This window comes from Microlunatus sp. YIM B11417, from assembly GCF_059617205.1.
Genome location: NZ_JCAMPJ010000010.1, coordinates 109722 through 129811 on the forward strand (window position 1 = coordinate 109722; position 20090 = coordinate 129811).

Annotated in this window: 17 protein-coding genes; 9 read left to right on the top strand and 8 right to left on the bottom strand. The window is 69.9% G+C overall.

Features of this window, described 5'->3' with window-relative positions:
* Nucleotides 1-6 precede the first annotated feature (6 nt).
* The 6 genes from AC6CCG_RS30150 (at nt 7) to AC6CCG_RS30175 (ending at nt 7438) form a co-directional block, all read left to right on the top strand.
* Entirely contained in the window at nt 7-2070 is a 2064-nt protein-coding gene (locus AC6CCG_RS30150; RefSeq protein ID WP_496658497.1) for a fibronectin type III domain-containing protein, read from the top strand.
* Nucleotides 2071-2225: 155 nt separating this feature from the next.
* Nucleotides 2226-3722, top strand: a complete 1497-nt coding sequence (locus AC6CCG_RS30155; protein ID WP_496658498.1) for a SulP family inorganic anion transporter — start codon at nt 2226-2228, stop codon at nt 3720-3722.
* Between the two features lie 113 nt (nt 3723-3835).
* The gene (locus AC6CCG_RS30160) at nt 3836-4768 is read left to right on the top strand and encodes an ACP S-malonyltransferase (RefSeq protein ID WP_496658499.1); all 933 of its coding nucleotides are present in this window, start codon (nt 3836-3838) and stop codon (nt 4766-4768) included.
* Nucleotides 4765-5793, top strand: coding sequence for a beta-ketoacyl-ACP synthase III (locus tag AC6CCG_RS30165; RefSeq protein WP_496658500.1), 1029 nt, complete (start codon nt 4765-4767; stop codon nt 5791-5793). The genes AC6CCG_RS30160 and AC6CCG_RS30165 overlap by 4 nt, the downstream gene beginning before the upstream one ends.
* Nucleotides 5794-5848: 55 nt before the next feature.
* Nucleotides 5849-6094: an acyl carrier protein gene (locus AC6CCG_RS30170; protein WP_152364508.1), complete on the top strand. Its 246-nt coding sequence runs from the start codon at nt 5849-5851 to the stop codon at nt 6092-6094.
* Between the two features lie 99 nt (nt 6095-6193).
* Complete coding sequence (locus AC6CCG_RS30175) at nt 6194-7438, top strand: beta-ketoacyl-[acyl-carrier-protein] synthase family protein (protein ID WP_496658501.1); 1245 nt, start codon at nt 6194-6196, stop codon at nt 7436-7438.
* Here the strand turns inward: AC6CCG_RS30175 and AC6CCG_RS30180 are convergent.
* Nucleotides 7425-8342 (bottom strand): LysR family transcriptional regulator, encoded by a 918-nt coding sequence (locus AC6CCG_RS30180; protein ID WP_496658502.1) that lies wholly within the window; start codon nt 8340-8342, stop codon nt 7425-7427. The two genes, AC6CCG_RS30175 and AC6CCG_RS30180, sit on opposite strands and share 14 nt — an antisense overlap.
* A 71-nt stretch (nt 8343-8413) precedes the next feature.
* Here AC6CCG_RS30180 and AC6CCG_RS30185 point away from each other — a divergent pair, with 71 nt between their 5' ends.
* Nucleotides 8414-9430, top strand: a complete 1017-nt coding sequence (locus AC6CCG_RS30185) for a DMT family transporter (RefSeq protein ID WP_496658503.1) — start codon at nt 8414-8416, stop codon at nt 9428-9430.
* Here the strand turns inward: AC6CCG_RS30185 and AC6CCG_RS30190 are convergent.
* The 5 genes from AC6CCG_RS30190 to AC6CCG_RS30210 all read right to left on the bottom strand — a co-directional run bounded on the left by AC6CCG_RS30190 (nt 9417) and on the right by AC6CCG_RS30210 (nt 15452).
* Nucleotides 9417-10322 carry a glycine betaine ABC transporter substrate-binding protein gene (locus AC6CCG_RS30190; protein WP_496658504.1) on the bottom strand — a complete coding sequence of 302 codons (906 nt, stop codon included), beginning with the start codon at nt 10320-10322 and terminating at the stop codon, nt 9417-9419. The genes AC6CCG_RS30185 and AC6CCG_RS30190 overlap by 14 nt on opposite strands.
* Nucleotides 10323-10352: 30 nt before the next feature.
* Entirely contained in the window at nt 10353-11372 is a 1020-nt protein-coding gene (locus AC6CCG_RS30195; RefSeq protein WP_496658505.1) for an ABC transporter permease, read from the bottom strand.
* The gene (locus AC6CCG_RS30200; RefSeq protein ID WP_496658506.1) at nt 11350-12651 is read right to left on the bottom strand and encodes a quaternary amine ABC transporter ATP-binding protein; all 1302 of its coding nucleotides are present in this window, start codon (nt 12649-12651) and stop codon (nt 11350-11352) included. Before AC6CCG_RS30200 ends, AC6CCG_RS30195 begins: the two co-directional genes overlap by 23 nt.
* 375 nt (nt 12652-13026) lie before the next feature.
* Nucleotides 13027-14814, bottom strand: a complete 1788-nt coding sequence (locus AC6CCG_RS30205; protein ID WP_496658507.1) for a BCCT family transporter — start codon at nt 14812-14814, stop codon at nt 13027-13029.
* A gap of 140 nt (nt 14815-14954) precedes the next feature.
* Nucleotides 14955-15452 carry a DUF3145 domain-containing protein gene (locus AC6CCG_RS30210; protein WP_496658508.1) on the bottom strand — a complete coding sequence of 166 codons (498 nt, stop codon included), beginning with the start codon at nt 15450-15452 and terminating at the stop codon, nt 14955-14957.
* 217 nt (nt 15453-15669) lie between these two features.
* Here AC6CCG_RS30210 and AC6CCG_RS30215 point away from each other — a divergent pair, with 217 nt between their 5' ends.
* Nucleotides 15670-17535: a S9 family peptidase gene (locus AC6CCG_RS30215; protein WP_496658509.1), complete on the top strand. Its 1866-nt coding sequence runs from the start codon at nt 15670-15672 to the stop codon at nt 17533-17535.
* A 6-nt stretch (nt 17536-17541) separates the two neighbouring features.
* On the opposite strand, the gene AC6CCG_RS30220 is transcribed toward AC6CCG_RS30215, so the two are convergent.
* Entirely contained in the window at nt 17542-18267 is a 726-nt protein-coding gene (locus AC6CCG_RS30220; protein WP_496658510.1) for a YggS family pyridoxal phosphate-dependent enzyme, read from the bottom strand.
* A 129-nt stretch (nt 18268-18396) separates the two neighbouring features.
* Here AC6CCG_RS30220 and AC6CCG_RS30225 point away from each other — a divergent pair, with 129 nt between their 5' ends.
* The gene (locus tag AC6CCG_RS30225) at nt 18397-19386 is read left to right on the top strand and encodes a hypothetical protein (RefSeq protein WP_496658511.1); all 990 of its coding nucleotides are present in this window, start codon (nt 18397-18399) and stop codon (nt 19384-19386) included.
* A gap of 5 nt (nt 19387-19391) precedes the next feature.
* On the opposite strand, the gene AC6CCG_RS30230 is transcribed toward AC6CCG_RS30225, so the two are convergent.
* On the bottom strand, nt 19392-20066 hold the full coding sequence (locus tag AC6CCG_RS30230) for an RraA family protein (protein ID WP_496658512.1): 675 nt from the start codon (nt 20064-20066) through the stop codon (nt 19392-19394).
* Between the last annotated feature and the right edge of the window lie 24 nt (nt 20067-20090).

Genomic DNA, 20090 nt, shown 5'->3' on the forward strand with positions numbered 1-20090 from the left:
ACTGCGATGACGCATTCCGATTCCGTACGCCGGTCCCGATTCCCCCGTTGGCGCTGGGCCACCGCCGGACTCGCGCTGATGATCACCGCCGCCGGGCTGACCTCGACGCCGGCCCTGGCCGAGCCCGCACCACAGCCCGCCGAACGCCCGGTGACGGCCGCGAAACCGTACCTGGGCTGGAGCAGCTGGAGCCTGCAGGCGACCAAGTACCCGGGCGTCAACCCCGACGGCGAGGGCAGCTGGCTGACCGAGGAGCGGGTCAAGGCACAGGCCGACGTGATGGCCGCCGACCTCGCCGAGTACGGCTACGAATACATCAACGTCGATGCGGGCTGGCAGTCCGGCGGCGACGAATACGGGCTGCCGACGGTCAACCATGATCGTTTTCCGAGCGGGATGAAGGCCCTCGGCGACTACCTCCATGATCGCGGCCTGAAATTCGGGATCTACACGGTGGTCGGGCTCGGCAAGGACGTCTACCGCGACGGCACGACGCCGATCAAGGACGCCCCGGGCTGCACCACGGCGGACCTGGTCTACGACGACCTGCGAACCACCAACGGGTGGGACATGTCGTACAAGATCAACTACGAGAGCCCTTGTGGACAAGCCTATGCGGACAGCATCGTCAAGGTGTTCGCCGACTGGGGCGTCGACTTCGTCAAGATCGACGGCGTCGGGCCGGGCTCGTTCAAGGGCGGCCCGAACTACGACAATCGGGCCGACATCGAGGCCTGGTCGAAGGCGATCGCCAAGACCGGCCGGCCGATGACCTTCCTGGTCTCCTGGGCGATCAGTCACCGCTACGCCGACGACTGGAAGCAGTGGTCCAACGGGGTCCGGGTGGACACCGACGTCGAGTGCTACTGCGAGACCCTGGTCAGGTGGAACCAGTCGGTACGCCAGCGCTGGTTCGACTCGGTGCAGTGGCTGGACGACGCCCGGCCGGGCTTCTGGCCCAACCTCGACACGCTGAACGTCGGCAACGGCGAGATGGACGGGCTGACCAAGGCCGAACGGCAGAGCTACGCCACCCTGTGGTCGATCGCGGCGGCTCCGCTCTACATCGGCGACGACCTGACCAAGCTGGACGCGTACGGGAAGCAGCTGCTGACCAACCGCGAGGTGATCGCGATCAACCAGCGCGGCAACCCGGCCCGTCCGCTCGACCAGACGTCGCAGCAGCAGGTCTGGTCCGCCCGCAACGACGACGGCAGCTACACCGTGGCGCTGTTCAACCTGGCCGAGGAGGCGGCCGAGGTGACGACGACGTGGCGCGAGCTCGGCTTCGGCGGCCCGGCCCGGGTCCGCGACGTCTGGGCCGGCCGCGACCTGGGCGTCCAGCGCTCCGGGGTCGGCGGCGAACTGCCGGCTCACGGCTCGCGGCTCTACACGGTCCGGCCGGTCGACCCGTACGCCGACGCCCCGTCGATCCCCACCCGGTTGCGGGCCACGGACACCGGGCCGGACCGGGTCGCGCTGGCCTGGCAGCCGGCGACCGACGGCGGTGCGCCGGCCCGGTACGCGGTCACCGTGAACGGCACCGAGGTGCTGCGGACCGACCGCCCGCAGGCCACGGTGACCGGACTCGATCCCGCGACGGCCTACCGGTTCGAGGTACGGACGATCGGCGCCCGCCGCACCTCCGCGCCCAGCGCGCCGCTCCGGCTCAGCACCACCGGTCCGGAGGGCCCGCGGACCTATCAGGCAGAGGCAGCCGGCAACGAGTTCGCCGGCGGGGCCGGGGTCTGGGACTGCTCGGGCTGCTCCGGTGGCCGGAAGGCCGGCTACATCGGCGGGTCGGGCACCATGGCCTTCCCGTCGATCACTGCTCCGGCCGACGGCACGTACCTGCTGACGATCGACTACGTGGCCGCCGACGCGTCCCGCCAGGCCAAGATCACGATCAACGGCCGGACCACCTGGATCAACGCGCCGCGCAGCAACGACGACGACTGGAACACCCCGCAGACGCTGCAGGTCCCGGTCCGGCTCGACGCCGGCGAGAACAAGATCACCTTCGGCAACCCGGACGGCAGCGCGCCTGATCTTGATCGCTTGATCGTCTGACCGAACGTACGGAATTCCGATCTTCCGGGAACTCGTCACCTGGGTACCGAGTTGTCAGGGCAGAAGCCGGGCTCGGGGCCGGCCAGCGACTGCGGAGACGGAGGCCCGATGATCTTGCCCGACCCTGCCTGCCCGCGGAACCCCATGATCAACTGATGCTCACGGCGTCCGACGAGACCTCCGCCGGCGCTCGATCACTCCGGTCGGTCCTGCGGCACGACCTGCCGGCTTCGCTGGTGGTCTTCCTGATCGCCATCCCGCTGTCGCTCGGCATCGCCGCGGCCTCCGGCGCCCCGTTGATGGCCGGCCTGGTCGCGGCCGTCGTCGGCGGCGTCGTGGCCGGCACCCTGGGCGGATCGGTGCTCCAGGTCAGCGGTCCGGCGGCCGGGCTGACCGTGGTCGTGGCCGGGCTGGTGGATCAGTTCGGCTGGCCCGCCACCGCGGCGATCACCTGTGCGGCCGGGGTGCTGCAGATCCTGCTCGGCGTGACCCGGGTCGGCCGGCTGGCGCTGTCCCTCTCCCCCGCCGTCGTCCACGGCATGCTGGCCGGCATCGGCCTGACCATCGCCTTCCAGCAGCTGCACGTGGTGCTCGGCGGCGCGGCACAGAGTTCCTTGATCAACAACGTCGCCGAGCTGCCCGGCCAGATCGTCGGCCACCACCCGCCGTCGGTGCTGATCGGTCTGGTGACCGTGGCGCTGCTGCTCGTCTGGCCGCGGCTGCCCAGGGCCAGGGCCGTTCCGGCTCCGCTGGTGGCCGTCGTCGTGGTGACCGTCGCGGCGGCCGTACTGGCGCTGCCGGTCGACCGGGTCCAGCTGCCCGCTGACCCGCTGCGCAGCCTGATCCCGCCGGTGCTGCCGGCCGGCGGCCCGGTGCAGATCGGCGTCGCGATCCTGACCATCGCCCTGGTCGCCAGCGTGGAGTCGCTGCTGTCGGCGGTCGCGGTGGACAAGCTGCACCGGGGCCCGCGGGCCGACCTGGACCGGGAGTTGGTCGGGCAGGGAGCGGCCAACGCGCTCTCCGGGCTGCTCGGCGGGATGCCGGTGACCGGCGTGATCGTGCGCAGCTCGACCAACGTCGCCGCGGGGGCCCGGAGCCGGGCCGCCGCGATCCTGCACGGGATCTGGATCGCGCTCTTCGTGCTGGCCGCCGGGGCGCTGCTCGAGTCGATCCCGATGGCGGCGCTGGCCGGGGTGCTGCTGGTCACCGGGGTCAAGCTGATCCAGCTGGCCCACATCCGGACCCTGCGCCGGCACGACGAACTGCTGGTCTATCTGATCACCGGCCTCGGCGTCGCCGGTCTCGGCCTGGCCGAGGGGGTCCTCGCCGGTCTGCTGGTCGCGGTCGGCCGGCTGCTGCACCGGCTGGCCCGGTCGACGGTCACCGCGTCCGAGCAGGACGGCGTGTGGACTGTTCGGCTCGGCGGCTCGCTGGTGTTCCTCGGCGTCGCGTCCCTGGTCCGGACGCTCCGATCGGTCCCGGTCGGAGCCCCGGCCCGGGTCGAACTCGGAGTGGACCACCTCGACCACGCCGCGTACGAGGCGTTGCAGGACTGGCGTCGCGGGCACATCGACCGCGGCGGCACGGTCGACCTGGACGACGCCGCGGTCCAGGCCGCGCTCGGTGGCCGGCCGGCTCGCGCGCCCGAGTGAGAGGGAGATCACCCTGCCGTTCACCCCTTTGTAGGGTTCCCACAACCAGCCGAGAGGACTTTCGTGATGTCCCGGTACGGCGATCGCCGGCCGGGCGAGAGAGAGTTGGGACCGTGCTCGCGATCGTCGCGCCCGGACAGGGCGCCCAGACCCCCGGCTTCCTGAGCCCCTGGCTCGCGGATTCGGCGTACGCGAGCGACCTGACCCGGCTGTCCGAGGTCGGCGGGCTGGACCTGGCCCACTACGGGACCGAGGCCGATGCCGACGCGATCCGCGACACCGCGGTCGCCCAGCCGCTGCTGGTCGCGGCCGGCGTGCTGGCGGCCGAACGGCTGCTCGGCGACGGACCCGCGACGGACGTCGTGGCCGGCCACTCGGTCGGCGAACTCACCGCGGCCGCCGTCGCCGGCGTGATCCCGGCCGAGCAGGCGATGCTGCTGGTGGCCGAGCGCGGCCGGGCGATGGCCGAGGCCGCCGCGGCGACGCCGACCTCGATGACCGCGGTGATCGGCGGCAAGCCGGACGAGGTGCTGGCCGCGATCGAACGCCACGGGCTCACCCCGGCGAACAACAACGGCCCCGGCCAGATCGTCGCCGCCGGCACCGTCGAGCAACTGGCCGCGCTGGCGGCCGACCCGCCGGCGCGGGCGCGGCTGATCCCGCTCAGCGTCGCCGGCGCCTTCCACACCACGCACATGGAGCCCGCAGTGACCCGGCTCGCCGCCGTGGCCCGCGACCTCGATCCGAAGGATCCGAGCACCCGGCTGCTCTCCAACGCCGACGGTCAGGCCGTCGCGGACGGCCGCGAGGTGCTGGACCGGCTGGTCCGGCAGGTCGCGGCGCCGGTCCGCTGGGACCTCTGCCTGGAGACGCTGGCGAGCCTCGGCGTCACCGGCCTGCTGGAGCTGCCGCCGGCCGGCACGCTGACCGGCATCGCCAAGCGGAACCTCAAGGGGGTCGAGCTGTACGCGCTGAACACGCCCGACCAGCTCGCCGAGGCCCGAGCCTTCGTTCAGCAGCACGCCAGCCGGGAGGTCAGCCGATGAACAACGCAGCCAGCAGCCCGACGCTCCAGATCTCCCGGGGCGCCGACTACTCGCGGATCCTCGCCGTCGGCGGCTATCGACCCCGCCGGTCGGTGACCAACGCCGAGATCTGCACCATGATCGACTCCTCGGACGAGTGGATCCAGACCCGCTCCGGGATCAAGGAGCGGCGCTGGGCCGGCCCGGACGAGACGATCCAGATGATGGCCGTCGCGGCCGGCCGGCAGGCCCTGTCCAAGATCGACCTGGAGCCCGGTCAGATCGATGCGGTGATCATCTCCACGGTCACCCACTTCCACGCCACACCGGCGATCGCGACCCGGATCGCGGCCGAGCTGGGTGCTAAGGGCGCCGCGGCGTTCGACATCTCCGCCGCCTGCGCCGGCTTCTGCTACGGCGTCGCGATGGCCGATTCCATGATCAGGACCGGCACCGCCCGGCACGTCCTGGTGATCGGCGTCGAACGGCTCAGCGACCTCACCGACAAGCATGATCGCGGCACCGCGTTCCTGTTCGCCGACGGTGCCGGCGCCGCCGTGGTCGGCCCGAGCGAGACGCCCGGTATCGGCCCGGTGGTCTGGGGTTCCGACGGTGATCAGGCCGACCTGATCACCCAGACCGCCGCCTTCGACGAGGCGGCGCGGCAGACCGGACCGAACCACCAGGACTTCCCGACGCTGCGGATGGACGGCAATCCGGTGTTCCGCTGGGCCTCGTACACGATGGCGAAAGTGGCCGCCGAGGCGATGGACCGCGCCGGCGTCACCGCGGACCAGATCGACGTGTTCGCCCCGCACCAGGCGAACCTGCGGATCGTCGACGCCATGTTCCGCGCCCTGAAACTGCCCGAACGGGTGGTGATCGCCCGGGACATCGAGTACCAGGGCAACACCTCCGCAGCCTCGATCCCGTTGGCGATCGACGCCCTGCTCGCCTCCGGCGAGGCGCACAGCGGCCAGATCGCCTTGATCATCGGATTCGGGGCAGGCCTGGTCTATGCCGGGCAGGTGATCGTCCTCCCGTAGTGACGATCAGGACCCCTATTCTCACGTACCACCCAGACAAGGAGACCATCGAGAAATGGCCACCACTGAAGAGATCCGCGCCGACCTCGCCGAGATCGTCAACGAGGTTGCCGGCGTGCCGGCGGACGACGTGGCGCTGGACAAGTCGTTCACCGATGATCTTGACGTCGACTCGCTGTCGATGGTGGAGATCATCTATGCCGCCGAGGAGAAGTTCGGCGTGAGCATCCCGGATGAGGAGGCCAAGAACCTCCGTACCGTAGGCGACGCCGTTGCCTACATCGAGCGCGCGTCGTCGTAACCCACAACGCGCCGGTTCGCCGGGCCACGGCAACACCCCGCCGGGCCCGGCGAACCTATCTCTCGACCGTCCAGGCCCCAAGAAAGGCGAACCACCCTCATGTCTCGCACCCGTGTCGTTGTCACCGGTCTCGGAGCCACCACCCCGCTCGGTGGTGACGTCGCCAGCACCTGGGAAGGTCTGCTGGCCGGCAAGTCGGGGGTACGCAAGCTCGAGGTCGACTGGACCGCCGAGCTCCCGGTCAAGATCGCCGCGCCGGTCGCGGTCGATCCGTCCGAGGTCCTGGACCGGGTGGTCGCCCGCAAGCTGGACCGCAACGCCCAGCTGGCCGTGATCGCCGCCGAGCAGGCCTGGACCGATGCCGGCTTCGGCTTCGGCGAGGAGAACGATCTTGATCCGGACCGGACCGGCGTCGCGGTCGGTACCGGGATCGGCGGCATCAGCACCCTGCTGGGCAACTGGGACACGCTGCGGGACAAGGGCGTGCGCCGGGTCAGCCCGTTCGCCGTACCGATGCTGATGGCCAACGCGGCAGCCGCGAACATCAGCCTGCGGATCCGCGCCCGTGCCGGCGCCCACACCGCCGTCTCCGCCTGCGCCTCCAGCAACGAGTCGATCGCGCTGGGGATGGACATGATCAGGCTCGGCCGCGCCGACGTCGCCGTGGTCGGCGGCACCGAAGCCGTGATCCACGCGATGACCGTCGGCTCGTTCGGCCAGATGCAGGCCCTCAGCCGCCGCAACGACGACCCGGAGCGGGCCTCCCGCCCGTGGGACGTCGACCGCGACGGCTTCGTCATGGGCGAAGGCTCGGCGATGTTCGTGATCGAGTCGCTCGAGCACGCCCAGGCCCGCGGCGCCAGGATCTACGGCGAGCTGGCCGGAGCCGGGATCACCGCCGACGCCCACGACATGGTCGCCCCGGAGCCGACCGGGCACAGCCAGGCGAAGGCGATGATCAAGTCCCTGCAGGACGCCGAGCTGTCCCCCGCCGACGTCGTCCACGTGAACGCCCACGCCACCTCGACCCCGACCGGCGACGGCATCGAGGCGCTCTCGGTCCGGGAAGCGCTCGGCGAGAACACGACCGCAGTCGTCACCTCGACCAAGTCGATGACCGGTCACCTGCTCGGCGGCGCCGGCGCCCTGGAGTCGATGGCCACGCTGCTCGCCCTGCACCACCGCGTCGTACCGCCGACGATCAACCTGGACAACCCGGAGCCGGGCCTCGGCATCGACATCGCCACCGAGCAGCGCAAGCTGCCCGACGGCGACCTGGCCGGCATCAACAACTCCTTCGGCTTCGGCGGCCACAACGTCGCGCTGGCCTTCAAGACGCTCTGAGCGACTCCCGCGGCACGGCGGCCGCCTCGTGGAGCACCTCGATCATCCGGGCCACCGTCGGGGCCGCCTCCGGCCGTGACACCGCGGTGACCCGACGGGTGACCGTCGGCGCCAGCGGCCGCAGCGGGACGTCCGGCGGCAGCTGGTCGGCGGCCAGGCCCGGCACCAGGGCGACCGCGACGCCGGCCTCGACGAGCCGGCCGATGGTGAGGTAGTTGTCCGCCTCGAAGGCGATCGTCGGCGTGAAACCGCCCTCGCGGCAGAAGCGGTCCAGCATGTCGCGGCACATCGGGTCCGGCGAGCAGTCCCGGATCCACGGCTCGGCGGCCAGTTCGCGGACGCTGACCAGGTCGGCGTCCGAACGGTCGTGGCCGGGCGGCAGCGCGACCAGCACCGGGTCGTCCAGCAGCGGCACCTGCTCCAGGTCGCCGAGGTCGAGCACCGGGTCCGGCGGATAGTCGAAGACGACGGCGAGGTCGAGGCGTCGGGCGGCGACGGCTTCGATCGCCATCAGCGGGTCCAGGATGTCCAGGCTGAGCGTGATCTCCGGGTGCCGGTGACGGAACTCGGTGATCGCGTCCGGGATCAGCCGGGACGCCGCGCTGACGAAGGCGCCGAGCCGCAGTCGCCCGGTGCGCAGCTCGATCAGGTCCTTGACCTCCTGCTCGGCCCGCCGCAGCTGATCCTCGACCTGCTCGGCGTGCCGGCAGACCAGCCGGCCGGCCTCGGTCAGCCGGACGCCGCGGGCGTGCCGGACGAACAGCGGGGTGCCGAGCTGGCGTTCCAGCGCCGCCATCTGCTGGGACACCGCCGAGGCCGTGTACGAGAGCCGGGCGGCGGCCCGGGTCATCGAGCCGGACTCGGCGACCGCGGCGAGGATGCGAAGGTGGCGTACGTCAAGCATGCATTCCACCTTAACGCTCCCCCACACAACCATTGCTGGTCTTAAGCCTCGAACCTGGGCAGGCTGATGGTGTGAGCGAATCCAGCACCCTGAGATCCCCCGTCACGCCCGGTCTGGGCCGGAAGGCGACCGGCGCGCTGGCGGCCGGCCTGTCCCTGTTCCTGATCGGTACGTCGGCACCGGTCGCCGCCACCATTCGTGAGGTCCCGCTGTTGACCGGCCAGGCGGCGCGCTATCTCGTCGCCGGCGTCCTCCTGGTCGCGATCATGATCATCAAGCGCTCGTTCGCGGGGTCGTCTCCGCGGCCCGTCATGGTACGGCCGCGGCGGCGCGACCTGCTCGACATCGCCTTGCTCGGCACGATCGGCATCGCCGGGTTCAACGTCTTCCTGGTCTCGGCGTCGTTCCGGGTCGACCCGGCCCTCGTCGGTACGGTGCTCGCCGCCACCCCGGTGCTGCTGGCCGTGGTCAGCCCACTCCTCGTCCGCTGCCGACCGAGCGTCCGGGTCGTGGCCGGCGCCGTCGTCGTCACTGCGGGCACCGTGTTCATCACCGGCGTCGGCGCGGCGGACCCGATCGGCATCCTGCTCTGCGCGGGCGCGCTGGCCTGCGAGCTGGCCTTCACCCTGGTCGCCGTACGGCTGATCGAGCGGTTCGGCACCTTCACCACGACCACGCTCGCCGCGGTCTCCGGCGGTGCAGTGTTGATCATGGCGGCCCTGATCGTGGACGGCCCGGGCGCGGCCGCGACGATCATGATCAGCCCGGCCGACCTGGTCCGGATCCTTCACCTGTCCCTCGCCGTCGCGATCGGCGCCAACCTGACCTGGTATCTGGCGCTGCCCCGCCTCGGCCCGGCCCAGTCCGGCCTGTTCTACGCGCTCAGCCCCGTCGGCGCCATCGCGGCCTCCGCGATGCTCGGCATCGGGCTGCCGGCGCCGATCGTCCTGGTCGGGCTCGGGCTGGTGGCGCTCGGCGTGATCATCGGCGTCTGGCCGGAACGGACCCGGGCCGGAAGCAGCATGCGCCGCACCCCACGAGGAGGTGCGGCGCATGCCAGGGAACCGGTGTCGATCAACCGGCCGTGAGGCCGTCCACCCACTCCTGGTTCTCGCTGATCCACTTCTTGACGGCCGGCCCGTAGTCGTCCGGCTTCTCCTCGACGTTGAACATCGCGTTCTCCAGCGAGTACAGCGTCTTGGAGTCCATCTTGAAGTTCTTGAACCACGGCGTCAGTTCCGGGAACTCCGACTCGAAGTCCTTCTTCGCGAACGAATGGATCTTCTCGGTGGCGCCCATGGCGCCCTCCGGATCCTCCAGGTCCTTGATCGGGAACGCGTCGTAGGCCCAGTGCGGCCGCCACAGCGTCACCACGACGTTCTCACCCTTGTCGGTCGCGGCCTTGAGCTCCGCGAGCATGGCCGGCGTCGAGGAGGTGACGAACTCCATCTTGTCCAGCTTGTACGTCGGGATCGCCGAGTCGTTCATCTGCTTGGTCAGACCCGCACCGGACTCGATGCCGACGATCTTGTTGTTGAACTTGTCGGCGTTGGCGGCCAGGTCGGCCAGCGAGTCGACCGGGGCGTCCTCGTTCACCGCGACCGTCAGCTTGGCCTCCTCGTTCCAGATCCCGAGGTCGACGATCTGGTCGCCGAACCGCTTGATGTAGTCCTCGTGCGTGATCGGCAGCCAGGTGTCGAAGATGACGTCGTAGTCGCCGGTCGAGAGACCGGTGTAGCCCGGGGCGACGTCGACGTACTCGAGTTCGACGTTGTACCCCTTCTCGGTCAGGATCGCCTTCCACAGTTCGGAGGCGGCGATCCCTTCGTCCCAGCCGTTGAAGACGCCGACCTTCAGGTCCTTCTTCCCCTCGCCGCCACCCGGCTCGGCCGGGGTGGTGCTCGGCGGCGAACAGGCGGCCAGGGCCGCGAACGTCGCCACGGCGGCTGCCGCGAAGATCATCCTGACTTTCTTGATCATCTCATCCCTTTCGTGAACACAGCGCGTCTGTCACTGCGCGGCCGGCTGCGCTTCAGGCTCCGGTCGCTTCGTCGGTGGCGTCTCGGTCTGCTCCGCGGGCGGCTCGGCCGCCGGGGTCCCCTCGGTCGTCGCGGCCGGTGCCGGGCGGGACCTGCGCCGCGGCGACTGGCGCTGCTGCCCGAGCACCCCGCTCAGCCGGTCGAGGATGATCGCGATGATCACCACGGAGAGCCCGGCCTCGAAGCCGAGCGGGATGTCCAGGCTGCCGAGGCCGCGGACCACCTCGCCGCCGAGTCCGCCCGCACCGACCATGCCGGCGATCACCACCATGGACAGCGAGAGCATGATCACCTGGTTGACGCCGGCCATGATCGTCGGCAGCGCCAGCGGCAACTGGATCTGGCGCAGCACCCGCCACGGGGTCGAGCCGAACGCCTGGCCCGCCTCGACCACCTCGCGGTCGACGTTCTGGATGCCCAGCTGGGTCAGCCGGACGCCCGGCGCCATGGCGAAGATGATCGTCGCGAAGATGCCCGGAGCCACACCGACCCGGAACAGCAGCAACGCGGGGATCAGATAGACGAAGACCGGCAGGGTCTGCATCAGATCGAGGATCGGGCGCATGATCATCGCCGCGATCCGGGACTTCGCGCCGAGGATCCCGAGCGGGACGCTGAACACGATCGCGATCGCGCTGGCGACGAGCACCATGGCCAGCGTCTCCATCGCGTTCTCCCACTGATTCACGCCGACGATGATCAGCAGCCCCGGGATCGAACCGATCGCGAGGATCCACCGCCGGGCCAGCAGCGCCAGACCGGCGATCACCAGGATGATCACCCAGAACGGCGGCGCCTTCAGGAAGAACTCCGCCCAGGCGAAGAAGAAGTCGAGCACCGCCCGGACCGCGGCGAAGAAGCCGGAGAAGTACGTGGTGAGGAAGGTGATCCCGCCCTCGACCCAGGAACCCAGAGGGATCCGGAACCCGTCGTCGGTGAAGAACGACTGGAAGAACCGGATCAGCGCGTCACCGAAGCTCAGCAGAGTCATCGCCCGCTCCTTCCTTCAGCGCGAGATCGACGGCACCGGACGGCAGCCGCCCCTCCTCCTCCGCCGCGGCCGGGGACTCCGGCGAGCGCGGACCGGGCGACGAACTCCCCAGCGAAGCCAACAGCGTCACCCTGGGTACGACACCCACCAACTGGTCGTCCTCGACGACCGCGATCGGCAGCGCGCTCTCCACGGCGGGCTCGACCAGATCGATCAGGCTGGCGTCCGGTGGGGTGCTGCTGAAGTCCGTGCGCAGGACGGCCTTCAGGTCGGTACGGCTGGCCCGCACCAGGTCGATGGTCTCGCGATCGGTCACGTACCCGAGCAGCTTGCGGGCCGGACCGGTGACGAAAGCCGCCGAGGTCTGCAGGTCGCGCATCATCCGCAGCGCGCCCCGCGGCCCCGCACTCAGCGGTACGACAGCGCGCGGCTGTTCCATCGCACTGGACGCGGTGAGCACCCGGGCCCGGTCGACGTCCTGGACGAACTGCGCCACGTAGTCGTTCGCCGGGTCGGTCAGGATCTCCTCCGGCGTACCGATCTGGACGATCCGGCCGTCCCGCATGACCGCGATCCGGTCGCCCAGGAACATCGCCTCGTTCAGGTCATGGGTGATGAAGATGATCGTCTTGTTGAGCTCCTGCTGCAGCGTGATCAACTGGACCTGCATCTCACGCCTGATCAACGGGTCGAGGGCGGAGAACGCTTCGTCCATCAGCAGGATGTCGGTCTCGGCGGCCAGCGCCCGGGCCAGCCCGACCCGCTGCTTCATGCCGCCGGACAACTCGTCCGGATAGCTGTTCGCCCAGCCGTCCAGGCCGACGATCTTGATCATCTCCAGTGCCTTGGCGGTCCGGCGCGGCTTGGCGACGCCCTGCACCTCGAGCCCGTACGCGGCGTTCTCCAGCACGGTCCGGTGCGGCATCAGCGCGAAATGCTGGAACACCATGGACACAGCCTTCTGCCGGATCGTCCGCAGCCGAGCCGGCGCAATACCGCTGATCTTGGTGCCCTGCACCGCCACACTGCCGGCGGTCGGCTCGAGCAGCCCGTTCAGCATTCTGATCAACGTCGACTTGCCCGAACCGGACAACCCCATCACGACGAAGATCTCGCCCGGCTTCACCTGGAAGCTGGCGTCGATGACGGCGGCCGTCGCGCCCGGACCGAGCCGGTCACGCGGCGCTCCCGCCTTCAACTTGCGAACGGCCTCTTTCGAACGACGGCCGAAGACCTTGAACAGTTCATAGGCCTCGACCGCAAACGTGGCATCGCCCACGGCACCTCCCCGGTTGCTCGCGCAGTCCTCCCGATGGACCACTGGCCTCGTACTAGTCCCAATGCGCGCAGGACGAACCAGCCGTGAGTGGATGGCCGACAGTCGCCGTACCGTTCCGTCGCATCGGACATGTCGGCAACGACCACGCTGCACTCACGAAGCCATCCTCACCGTAACAAACTGCCCAGTCCGGATCGGAGGGATCACCACGCATCGACTTGATCGAGCACTCAAGATCTACGGAACTTGCCTTGTAAACAAGGGGATTCTCAAAGTTACCTTTTTGTGACATTTGCCGCCGACCCACGGCGGGCGCGCGGCAAGATCACGATTCAAGATCGTGATCTTGCTAACGCGCACCGCCGCGAATCGTGATCAACGCAACTCGGGATCGGCCGGTTCCGGCTGCTCGGCCCTACCGTTGGTCTTCGCGTCGGCCTTGTCGGTGGCCTCGATCACCACCGCGAAATCCTCACCGTGGTTGGTCAAACCGGTGACGACCGCCTTCTCCATCACCTCGGTGCCGACCGTGTCCCGCAGGATCATCGGGTCGCGCTGCAGGTCCTTGGTCAGCGAGACCGCCAGCCCGACCATCACCGCGGCGAACGGCAGAGCGGCGATGATCGTCACGTTCTGCAAGCCCTGCAAGGCGTTCTCGCCGCCGATCAGCAGCATCACGGCCGCGACCGCGCCGGTCAGCACGCCCCAGAAGATCACCACCAGGCGGCCCGGCTCGAGCGAACCGCTCTGCGAGAGCGTACCCATCACCACCGAGGCGGCGTCCGCACCGGAGACGAAGAAGATCGCCACCAAGATCATCACCAGGACCGCGGTGATCTGCGGGATCGGCAGCTGGTCGAGCATGCCGAAGAGCTGGGCCTCCTCGCTCCCCTGCGCCGCGAGGTCGACCCCGCCGCGCTGCATGAAGATCGCCGTACCGCCGAAGACGCAGAACCAGACCAGGCTGACCAGGCTCGGCATCAGCAGCACGCCGGAGACGAACTGCCGGATCGTCCGGCCGCGGCTGATCCGGGCGATGAAGACGCCGACGAACGGGGTCCAGGAGATCCACCAGGCCCAGTAGAAGACGGTCATGCCCTTGAGCCACTCGGCCATCGCGTCGCCGCCGCTGGCCTCGGTCCGGGCCGCCATGTCGGCGAGTTCGGAGAAGTAGCTACCCACGGCGGTCGGGATCAGATTGAGGATGAACACGGTCGGCCCGACCACGAACACGAAGATCGCCAAGATCACGGCGAGCACCATGTTCACGTTCGACAGCAGCTGGATCCCTTTGGCCACACCGGAAACGGCGGACAGGATGAACGCAATGGTCAAGATCACGATGATCGCGATCAGGATCCCGTTGCCGATCTCGCCGATCCCGCTGACGATCTGCAGACCGCTGCCGATCTGCAGCGCGCCCAGGCCGAGCGAGGTGGCCGAGCCGAACAGGGTGGCGAAGATCGCCAGGATGTCGATCACCTTGCCGGCCGGACCCTCGGCCTGCCGCCGCCCGAACAGCCCGGCGAAGGCGGAGCTGATCAACTGCTTGCGGCCGAGCCGGAACGTCCCGTACGCGATCGCCAGCCCGACCACCGCGTAGATCGCCCACGGATGCAAGGTCCAGTGGAACAGCGTGGTCGCCATCGCCGTCTTGAGCGCGGCGTCGGTGCCGGCCTCGGCCGTGCCGGGCGGCGGTTCGACGAAGTGGGTCAGCGGCTCGTTGACGCCGAAGAACATCAGGCCGATGCCCATGCCGGCACTGAACATCATCGCGATCCAGGACACCGTCTTGAACTCGGGCGGCTCGTCGTCCCGGCCGAGCGGGATCCGGCCGAACTTGCCGGCCGCCAGCCAGATCACGTACACGACGAAACCGGTCGCCACCACGACGAAGAACCAGCCGAGATTGGTCTCGATCCAGTCCAGCGCCGACGACGAGGCCGCGCCGAGTCCGATCGGGTTCGCGAATCCCCAGACGCAGAATGACAAGGCCAGGGCGGCGGCGACGCCGAACACGACCTTGTCCAGTTTGAGATTCGATTGATTGGGCGGGCCGGGCGGCTTCCTGATCGCCGGATGGGTGGCCCGCCGGCCCAGTCCCGCAGGGCCTTGCTGGTCTACGTTGGTGGTCTCGGTCTGGTTGGGCTTCGGTTCAGTCACAGGTCTGAATCAGCGGACGCGGAGCGTGCGCCCCCTCCGTTCCGGTGGTCGGCACGCGACCGGCCGATTCCGGCCGCGACGGCCTTTCCACCCTGCCGGGTGGACACGGAATCCGCAAACTTGCGCCGATCCTCGGCGCGTCAGACCACTTCGTGCAGCCAGCGGACCGGGGCGCCGTCGCCGGCGTACCGGAACGGCTCGAGCTCGGAGTCCCAGTCCTTGCCGAGCAACTCGTCGAGGACCGCGGTCAGGTCCCGGCGGCCGAGCGAGGCGGTGGCCATCGCATGCCGGATCCGGTCCTCGGGGATCATGATGTCGCCGTGGATGCCGGTGATGGCGTGGAAGATCCCCAGCGTGGGCGTGTACGAGTAGCGCTCCGCCTCCGTCGCGGCGGTCGCCTCCTCGGTCACCTCGAACCGCAGCCGCTGCCAGCCCTTGATGGCGCTGGCCAGCTTCCCGGCGGTGCCCGCCGGGCCGGTCCACGAATATTCAGTTCGGTAGCTCGCCCGCTCGACCGGCTGTGGGATCCAGTCAAGCCGCACGGGCATGCCAAAGACGCCTCCGACGGCCCACTCGACATGTGGGCACAACGCCGACGGCGCGGAGTGGACGTACAAGACGCCACGAGTTGTGCTCATTGATCCTCCCAGTGCTCCTACCGGCGCCAGAGGGCTGCCTTCCCCGACATCCTCGACTCGGCACGCTCCGGGTTGATCGCCACCCATTCTGCACCATCCGTACCAACTGCACCAGCGGACACAGAGCGGGTAAGCGCTTGCGTTGGCACCCTTTAGGGTGGTGATCATGTCGGTTGAGCCCTTCGGATCCTGGTCCTCGCCCGTCACCCCCCATCTGATGACCGCCCAGACGACGAGTCTGGGCTCGCCGGTCCTCGACGGAGACCGGATCTTCTGGACCGAAACCAGGGCCGACCAGGGCGGACGGACGACCATCCGGTGCCGCGTCGGCGATCAGGCCCCGACCGAGGTCACCGGGCCCGAGTTCAACGTACGGAGCCGGGTGCACGAGTACGGCGGCGGCGCCTACGCCGCGGCCGACGGTGTGGTGGTCTTCGCCGACTTCGCCGACCAGCGGCTCTACCGGACCGACGCCGCGGGCTCCCCGCCGGTGCCGATCACGCCCGCGGGCGGGTTCCGCTATGCCGACCTGGAGCTGCACCCCGGCCGCGGCCTCGTCCTCGCGGTCCGCGAGGAGCACCAGGGCGACGCCGAGCCGGTCAACACGGTCGTCGCGCTCGCCCTGGCAGGCGACAACGCCGACGGCGGCACGGTGCTCTGCTCGGGCTCCGACTTCTACTCCGCGCCGCGGCTCGGTCCGGACGACCGGATCGCCTGGGTCGAGTGGCACCACCCGAACATGCCGTGGGACGCCACCGCCCTGATGGCGGGGCGGCTGGACGGCGGCCGGATCCGCGATCACACGCCGGTCGCCGGCGGCCCCTCGGAGTCGGCGATCTACCCGGAGTGGCTGCCGACCGGCGAGTTGATCTTCATCTCGGACCGCACCAACTGGTGGAACCTCTATCTCTGGGACGGCGCCGCGGTGCGTCCGCTGCACCGGGCCGAGGCCGAGTTCTGCGAGCCGCCGTGGACGGTCGGCGACCGGCCGTACGCGATCATCGACGCGACCGAGCTGATCTGCACCTGGCGCCGCAACGGTGCCGCCGGGATCGGCCGGCTCGACGTACGGACCGGCGAGCTGCACCCGTTCCCGGACAGCGGCGAGCCCGGTTCGGTGACCGTCGGCGGCGGCCTGCTGGCCACCGTCATGCGGTACGAGGACCGGCCCGACTCGTTGTCGATCATGGACCTGGCCAAGCCGGTCTGGACCGAACTGCGGGCGGCCGGCGACGTGCCGATCCCCCGCGAGGTGATCTCGACGCCGATGCCGGTCTCCTGGTCCAGCAAGGCCGGCCCGGTCTTCGGTTGGTACTACCCGCCGACCAATCCCGGCCACACCGGCCCGGACGGCGAACTGCCGCCGTTGATCACCCGCTGCCACGGCGGCCCGACCGGCTTCACCCCGGCCAGCCTGCGGCTCGACGTGCAGTACTGGACCTCCCGCGGGATCGCGGTCCTGGACGTCAACTACGGCGGCAGCACCGGCTACGGACGGGAGTACCGGGAGCGGCTGCGCGGCACCTGGGGCCTGGTCGACGTCGAGGACTGCGTCGCCGGCGCGACGGCGATGGTGGAACAGGGCCTGGCCGACGAGAAGCGGCTGGCCATCCTCGGCGGCAGCGCCGGCGGCTACACGACGCTGCGGGCACTGACCGCGACCGACCGGTTCACCGCCGGGATCAGCCTGTACGGCATCGGCGACCTGGAGGCGCTGGCCAAGGACACGCACAAGTTCGAATCGCATTACCTGGACGGGCTGATCGGCCCGTACCCGGAGGCGCTGGACACCTATCAGGACCGCTCGCCGATCCACCACGTCGACCGGCTGAACGCGCCGATCCTGATCCTGCAGGGCTCCGAGGACAAGGTGGTGCCGCCGAACCAGGCGGAGACGATGGCCGCCGCGGTCCGCGCCAAGGGGCTGCCGGTCGCGATGGTGATCTTCGACGGCGAGGGCCATGGCTTCCGCCGCTCGGAGAACATCCAGGCCTCGATCCAGGCGCAGTTGTTCTTCCTCGGCCAGGTGTTCGGCTTCACCCCCGCCGACGACCTCCCGCCGATCAAGATCGACAACCTCTAGGAAGTGCTAGCCGGCGGGATTCCAATAGTCGTTGGGATCCAGGCGAGCACCGAAGATCGACTGGCCGACCCGCACGGTGGTCGCGCCGTAGCCGATCGCCAGCTCGAAGTCGCCCGACATGCCCATCGACAACTCGTCGTAGCTGCCGACGGCGGCGTCGTCGTCGCGCAGCCGGGCCTGCAGGTCGCGCATCACGCCGAAGCAGGCACCGACCCGTACCTGATCATCGGAGAAGATCGCCAGCGTCATCAGGCCGCGCACCCGCAGTGAGCTGTAGTCGGCCAGCGCGGCGGCGAAGCCGGCCACCTCCTCCGGAGGCAGTCCGAACTTCTGATCTTCGCCGGACGAGTTGACCTGGATGAAGACGTCCAGGCCACGGCCGGCCTGCTGCAGCCGGCGGTCCAGCGCCTCGGCGACCTTGATCGAATCCAGCGCGTGGAACTCGGCCGCCCAGTCGGCGATCAACTTCGCCTTGTTGGTCTGCAGGTGGCCGATCGCGGCGAACCCCAGGTCCTCGACGTCGCGCAACTGCTCGGCCTTGGCGGCCAGTTCCTGGGGCCGGTTCTCACCGAACAGCCGCTCCCCCGCCCGGTACGCCTCCATGATCAACTCCGGCGGATGGGTCTTGCTCACCGGCAACAGTCGGACCTCCGACGGGTCCCGGCCGGCGGCCGTGCAGGCCTGGTCGATCTTCCGGCGGACCGCCGTCAGGTTCTCCTCAATCGTCGCCACGGACGCCACCCTATGTGTCCACTTCCGGCGTCGACACGGCGACAGCGGAGGCCCGCGGGCCGTAACCTCCGTCCAAGCGTCCGGGTCAAGAATCGACCCACGGACCCAGATCGGCGGGAGAACTTGACCATGAGCCCGATGCACACCGGCCGAACCCTGCTCGCGATCGCCGTCGCCGCCTGCCTGGCCGTCCTGCTGGCCGCACCGGGCCCGGCTGCCGCCGCGACCGCGACCCCGGTCTTCAGCGTGACCGGGCTGCAGGCCACCACGGCGGTCCAGACCTTCGACTACCTCGGCTCCGACCAGGCGTTCGTCACCCAGCGAGTCGGAGCGGACACCGAGCTCAGCCGCTGCGTCCTGACCGCGCGGACCTGCGCCCGGGTGGACGGCGTGAGGCTGACCGGCTACGGCCACGGCGAATCGCTCGAGGCGTACGTCCAGGACGGTCGGATCCTGCTCTGGGTCGGCTCCCACGGCGGCACCACGACGACGTACTTCTGGTCGACCCGGGTGTCCCTGATCGAGTACCACCCCGCAGTCGGGGATCAGCCGGCGAGCTTCAGCCGGCTCGGCTCCCTGACCGGCCTCGCCGCGGTGGCGCCGGGCTACTCCGGCGAAGGCGTCCGGGTCGCCGTGGCCACGGCCGACGGCGACGACCGGATCGCCCTGCGGGTCCAGGTCGGGGCCACCGGGTCGTCCTCGTACTACGGCGTCTTCGACACGTCGGCGCTGACCGCGGCCATGCTCGGCGCGACCGGGACCCAGCTGGCCGTCTCGACGGTGCTCGGCGACACCGACATCACGAAGTCCCGGTTCAAGGAGCCGAGCCGGCCGCACGGATCGTTCCAGGGCTTCGACATCGTCGGCGTCGGGTCGGGCAACAAGTACCTCTACGTGTACGGCGGCGGCGACGGCGACATCCCGACGCTCTACTCGTTCCTCTACACCAACGGCGGCAACACGACCCAGAGCACCACCTACACCGCCGACGGGATCGGCACCCCGGAGGCCGAGGGCGTCAAGGTCGAGACCGACCCGCTCAGCGGCGGGGCGCGGCGGATCATGGTCGGGGCCAAGCAGCAGCCCGGATCAGCCTTCCCGGTCTACCGCCTGACCTGACCGGGTCAGAGCACTCCGTACTTCGCGAACGCCTCCGTCGAGGACATTCCGGCCTCGATCTCTCGGCGGACCAGGTTCTCCGCCGACGCCTTGGCCAGGGCCCGCTCCAACACCTCGTCCTCGATGTCGCGCGGCACGACCAGCACGCCGTCGACGTCGCCCAGGACCAGGTCGCCGGGCCGGACCCGGACGCCGCCGAGCTCGACGTCGACCCGGTAGTCGACGACGGCACTGCGCGGTCCCGAGTCGAGTGCGTACGCGCCGCGCGAGAAGACCGGGAAGTCCTGGGCGAGCACCGCCGTGGTGTCGCGGTGGTGACCGTCGAGGACCGCTCCGACGGCCCCGCGGGCCTGGGCCGTCGCGGTCAGGATCTCGCCCCAGCAGGCCGCCTCGGAGCGCCCCGGCACGCCGACGTAGACCTCACCCGGCTGCAGTTGGTCGAGCGCCTCGGTGAGCCGGCCGAACGGGCGTTCCGGTGGCCCGAACACGTCCCGCATCAGCACCGGCATCGCCCGGCCCGCGACCCGCATCTCTGGCCGCAGCGCCTGGACCGCCGACGGCAGGAACTGGTGATAGCGGCCGACGGCGTCGAGCACGTCGCCCACGACAGCCGTGTACAGCCGCTCCGTGACGAGGGCGAGACGCTCGGCGTCCGCCGCGGGGAGGCCCGATTCGGTCATGCGTGCAACCTATCAACTTCTCAG